This window comes from Cohnella thermotolerans DSM 17683 (assembly GCF_000429825.1).
GTDB classification, from domain to species: domain Bacteria; phylum Bacillota; class Bacilli; order Paenibacillales; family Paenibacillaceae; genus Cohnella; species Cohnella thermotolerans.
Genome location: NZ_AUCP01000115.1, coordinates 1 through 5,330, shown reverse-complemented (window position 1 = coordinate 5,330; position 5,330 = coordinate 1). Strand labels below are relative to the sequence as shown.

At 44.6% G+C, this 5,330-nt stretch carries 5 protein-coding genes and 1 pseudogene; 5 read left to right on the top strand and 1 reads right to left on the bottom strand.

Translation table 11 applies throughout. The annotated features are described in order from the left end of the window. The 5 genes and pseudogenes from G485_RS0117090 to G485_RS0117075 all read left to right on the top strand — a co-directional run. Positions 1-287 (top strand): transposase (locus G485_RS0117090; protein ID WP_027093514.1); only part of this gene is annotated, 287 nt, incomplete at its 5' end. A gap of 65 nt (positions 288-352) precedes the next feature. Continuing rightward, positions 353-763, top strand: a pseudogene (locus tag G485_RS0117085) (transposase); the annotation flags it as partial. A gap of 373 nt (positions 764-1,136) precedes the next feature. Next, positions 1,137-1,469 carry a DUF2087 domain-containing protein gene (locus G485_RS27085; protein ID WP_169732337.1) on the top strand — a complete coding sequence of 111 codons (333 nt, stop codon included), beginning with the start codon at positions 1,137-1,139 and terminating at the stop codon, positions 1,467-1,469. Positions 1,470-1,520: 51 nt separating this feature from the next. After that, a complete protein-coding gene (locus G485_RS29360) occupies positions 1,521-2,132 on the top strand; it encodes a histidine phosphatase family protein (protein WP_084423366.1) in 612 nt (203 codons plus the stop codon). A gap of 756 nt (positions 2,133-2,888) precedes the next feature. Next, entirely contained in the window at positions 2,889-4,109 is a 1,221-nt protein-coding gene (locus G485_RS0117075; protein ID WP_027093512.1) for an IS256 family transposase, read from the top strand. Between the two features lie 881 nt (positions 4,110-4,990). Here the strand turns inward: G485_RS0117075 and G485_RS30070 are convergent. Continuing rightward, entirely contained in the window at positions 4,991-5,107 is a 117-nt protein-coding gene (locus G485_RS30070) for a putative holin-like toxin (protein ID WP_240489188.1), read from the bottom strand. Positions 5,108-5,330 lie beyond the last annotated feature (223 nt).

Sequence of the window (5,330 nt, the reverse complement as noted above, 5' to 3'; positions counted from 1 at the left end):
GCTCGTGGCGGAACAATTGGGACGAGCTGGCCACGTTCTTCAAATACCCTCCCGAGATCCGCAAGCTCATCTACACGACGAACATGATCGAGAGCTACCACCGGCAACTACGCAAAGTAACCAAAGGCAAGAGCATCTTCCCGACGGACGAGGCGCTGCTGAAGATGCTATACCTGGCGACGATGGACGTGCTGCGGAAATGGACCGGTCGCGTGCAGAACTGGGGACAAATCCTCCTCCAGCTCTCCGTCTTCTATCCAGATCGAATTGGACAGCATTTGCCGTAAGGGTTCGCTCTCCCCCTCGGGGGAGGTTCCATAAATGAGTTTACACAAAATTCTTGACAGACCCGATGGTATCGTCGATCATCCGGACGATTTTTGCGCAACCGAGCCAAGAAGCGGCTGTAATGCAGCTCCGACAAGTCGTCCAGCAACTTCGTGGGAAGTTCCCGAAAGCCATGGATATTCTGGAGCAGGCAGAAAGTGACGTACTGTCCTACATGGCTTTTCCCAGGGAGCATTGGCGGCAAATTCATTCCACCAACCCGTTAGAGCGTTTAAACCGCGAAATCCGCCGACGTACAGACGTAGTAGGAATCTTTCCAAATCGGGAATCCGTTATCCGACTGATCGGTGCCATCTTAATCGAGCAGCAAGATGAATGGACCGTTGCACGTCGTTATTTCAGTCTCGAATCCATGGCCAAAATCGTCAATGGGGAGCAAGCTCCTCTTGCATCCACCACACTCTTGCAGAAATAAATCTGGGTCACTCGGTAGAAATCGATTTTACACCACTTGACGGGACGCTTCCACGAATTATGTAACACAATCTAACTGAGGGAATTTACACATAAATTTGGACTTGATCCGGTTGGTCAACGTCCAAATTATTATAAATATACAAAGGAAAACGAGAAAACTTATAAAGCTCACCTTTCATTATCAGTTGAGGATCGGCTTCATAAAATCCGTCCCTTAGAAGCGAGAAAATGACTAGATAATTAGACTGATCTTTGAGCCTTTATTAGGTGCCGTACTAATACTTGGCTTCTTATCATATGGTATGTTGAGGGAGTTCTATGACACTTTAGTGCATTGTCTTCTAATTATTAAAATTGAAAGTAGGATAAGAATGACTGATCAACAGATCAACACAAGTACACTAATTAAAAATGAAAAATTGCGAAAATCCGTACTTAGTAATTTCTTTGAAAACAACGGTAGGTTAAAACATTTACCTTCAAAATTGAAGAAAAGACTAATTGTATTGGAGTATCTCACCAATCAACTTGATACAGCTAAAACCTATTCAGAGTTGGAACTTAACGAAATAATTAAAGCTTATCATGATGATTATGCGACCATTCGCAGAGAACTGTTTATCCACAAGTTTGTAAATAGAGAAAATGGGATATATGTAGTGAATAACCGGGAAGACTGGAGAGATTGGGTAACACTCAACTAAAAGAAAAATGACCTATGGCGCTCTGGATATACGCCAAGGAGGCTCTGGTTTATGAGTACAACTTTTTTTCTAGTAAGGCATGCTGTCAAAGAAAAGATCATTGGCGACGCCAAATTAACACCTCAAGGGAAATTACAAGCTCAATTAACCGCAACATATTTTTGTAAATTTCCAATAACTGTTGTAATAACAAGTCCCCTTCTAAGAGCAAGGGAAACAGCGGAATATATTGCATTAAAAACGAAGACAGTGTTACAAGAGGATATTCATTTGCGCGAACGAGTTAATTGGGGCGATCTGCCAGGACAGACCTTTGAACAATTTATTGAAATGTGGAATCGTTGTACGCGAGACCCAGACTATGTTCCTGACGTAGGTGACTCAGCAAAACAAGCGGGTGAACGCTTTTCATTGGCGTTATCAACATTAGCTAAGAATAATCCGCCAGACAGTAATATTGTGGTTGTCACTCACGGTGGAATCATTACTGATTTCTTAGTCCAAGCTTTCCCTGAGAATAAACTTGATTTCTGGCATCAGAATTTTGTAGCTGAACAAAGTGATTTGATCCCTGAGTGCTCAATCACAACAGTTGCTTATGACAATGGCCATTACAAAATAAAGGATTTTGCATCAGTTGAACATTTACAAAAAGAATATTAACCAGTTAACGCTTTGGAGACTTGTCGTGATCTGTAGAGCCAAAAGACGATATAAAACGAAAACAATCATCCCGCAGTCAGATCATGACTGGGGATTTTTGCGTTACCGTTTTTCTTTGTTATTGATGATGTAGTTCGTGGGAGTAAAGCAGAGAGAGCAGACGATCGTGATATCGAATGACGTTTACTTTTAGGGAAAACAATGTTGTTCCCACAGTGCCCCCTCTTCTACTGATATTGTCGAAGATTATGCATTATAACAATCAAACTTCTCTGATGTTAACTTTCGACTTCACTCTCGTCCAATCGTGATTAGCGACCGGTTTAATCCCTCCTGTTATCACAGTTTAGAACCAATATAAACAGTTTCAATTCCGGTTGCGATTATCCAGAGTTCAATCCTCCGTTTACATATTTTTCTATTTTGTTCGGAGTAGTTGAGCTGGGAGACGAGAGCATGGCTTGAGGTAGTCTGCGACGGCTTAGCCGAGCGCAGAACTAATGAACGAAAATGGCTGTGTTGCATAATGATGATTCAGTGAAACGAGCCTTATCTGGAAGAATAGATTGTAAATTTAGAGGCTGGATTTTACTCAGAGTAGAGTGGCAAACCAAATAGGTATTGTTGTGCACTTGGCACATTAGGAGGTGAATGCAAAATTTCTTAGATATTCGTGGAATACACAAGCCAAAATCTTTTGTGTAAACTCTCAAACCTACTAAAATGGTAGTAGAGAAGAAAGGTTGGGGAGCACACATGGGATTGTGGTCGAAGGAGCAACTCAGAGCATTTATCAAGGAGAACAACCTGGTCACCGCTCAGGACGCACAGAATGCTTTGAAAGGCTTGTTCGCTGAAATGTTGCAGGAGATGCTCAAGGCAGAGATGGACAGCCATCTGGGCTACGAGAAGCATGACGTTCAGAATAAGCAGACGAGCGATAGCCGCAATGGGAAAAGCAAGAAAAAGATCACAAGTGAGTACGGCGAGCAGGAGATCTCTGTTCCGAGAGACCGTCTCGGCGAGTTCGACCCGGTCATCGTCCGGAAGCATCAATCGAACGTAACCGGCATCGAGGATCAGATCATCGCGCTTTACGCCAAGGGCGTCAGCACAAGAGAAATTCAAGATCATCTACATCAGCTGTACGGCATCGACGTCTCGCCGACGATGATCTCGAACGTAACGAACAAGATCGTTCCGCTCATCAAGGAGTGGCAGAATCGCCCGCTGCAGACGGTTTATGCAGTCGTATTCCTGGATGCGATTCACTTCAAAGTGAAGCAGGACGGTGCCATCATCAACAAAGTGGCTTACATGGTCATCGGCATTGACCTGGACGGCAACAAAGATGTGCTCGGCATGTGGATCGGCGAGAATGAATCAGCGAAGTTCTGGCTTGGCGTTCTGAACGACCTCAAGAATCGCGGCGTACAAGACATCCTGATCACCTGTGTCGACAATCTGACCGGCTTCTCCCAAGCGATTACAGCCTGCTACCCGAAGACCGAGATCCAGAAGTGCATCATCCACCAAATCCGCAATTCGACGCGCTACGTGTCCTACAAGGATCTCAAAAAAGTAACGGTTGACCTGAAGCCCATCTACAAAGCTGCGACTGAAGAAATGGCGCTTGTAGAACTGGATCGCTTCGAAGAGACGTTGGGTTCCAAGTACCCGCTCATCCTTCGCTCGTGGCGTACTAACTGGGACGAGCTGGCGACGTTCTTCAAGTATCCGCCGGAGATCCGCAAGCTGATCTATACGACGAACATGATCGAGAGCTACCACCGCCAGCTACGCAAGGTGACCAAAGGCAAGAGCATCTTCCCGACCGATGAGGCGCTGCTGAAAATGCTATACCTTGTCACCATGGACGTCACCCGCAAATGGACGGGTCGTGTCCAAAACTGGGGCCAAATGCTGCTGCAGCTCTCGGTCTTCTTCCCCGAGCGCATCGGCCAGCATCTACCGTGAGGGCCAATCTCCCCCATGGGGGAGATTCTCTATAAAGGAGTTTACACAAAATTATTGACAGAGACCCAGGATTCTCATTTTAAGTCTTCCGTTCAGACATCACCACGTCACGTATCACTTCTGTAAATGATTAATTATAATCTAAATCTGACTCATTAATTGAATCTCTTTTGCTTTTCTTTAAAAGAGCACGTTCTGCGCCCGAAACAAAAATCTTTGCATTTTCGGAACAACTACTATCGTGAATTGTAGCCCCGTTTATTATATTGCCTAATGTTTAGTGGTACTGTCTCAATATGAGGATTGATCATGAACGATTAGAAGAGGGCACAGATGATGTTTGACTTGGAATGACATGAAACTTTCCGGTGTTATTCAAACATATCTCTTACCTAGACCATTTCGATTATCCCTGGTGGTGGTGAATGGGGACATTTTGGGGACAAACGGGGGCGGACAGCGGCCGATTTAATCTGAATTAATCAGATTGTGGGCATGGGGTTTCCCATTATATTAGTATTCTCTGTATTCAAACCAAGCAGGAAAGAAACTCTCAATCAGCTTGAGGGGCTGGCGGTAGCAATACCGTGGAGGTTCGAGTCCTCTCGACCGCACCATACATGGAAAAATGTTGAACACAGGATTCTAATAAACGGAACCACTTTATTTTCGGAACACAATTCTGAATTCTGAAAAGGGAGTGGTTTTTTGCTATGCTGTTAAACAAAATGTTTAACATGATGCACTTTGCTGTGTTATAATGAAAACACAAGAGGAGCCGTGCGGGTAACACGACTCCTTTGCACAACAGCCGCTTTCAAGGGCGGTTGGCTTCGGATTAAGGCTATAGGAATAGACCGTTATCCTTGGGTGAGGGCGGTCTATTTCTTTTTGTCTTGGTTAACTACCGGCGTAACGATTGCCACAACCAGCGACAGAAGCGCGATAATAAGTGCTCCGAAACCGATCATGATCGTCAATGCGTCCTTAACCTCCACGGCATCACCTCCCTTCCGGGAGATTAGCCGACCGCCCTCTCAAGCCATTCTGTTGTATACCAATTATACCACATTTTGTAGATCAAGAAATGCAATAAGAATAGGAATCAACCAAGAATCGAGCTGTTGTCTATCTTGAAAATATCTCTCGATGGAAGATCTGAAAAAGGCAATACGAATGTGACCCTTTGACCGATAAAAAATGGCCAGGGTAATCAACGAC

Bases quoted from the DNA above. Each gene is read 5' to 3' on its own strand.
- G485_RS27085 (WP_169732337.1), top strand. From the start codon at position 1,137: ATGACTGATCAACAGATCAACACAAGTACACTAATTAAAAATGAAAAA.
- G485_RS29360 (WP_084423366.1), top strand. From the start codon at position 1,521: ATGAGTACAACTTTTTTTCTAGTAAGGCATGCTGTCAAAGAAAAGATC.
- G485_RS0117075 (WP_027093512.1), top strand. From the start codon at position 2,889: ATGGGATTGTGGTCGAAGGAGCAACTCAGAGCATTTATCAAGGAGAAC.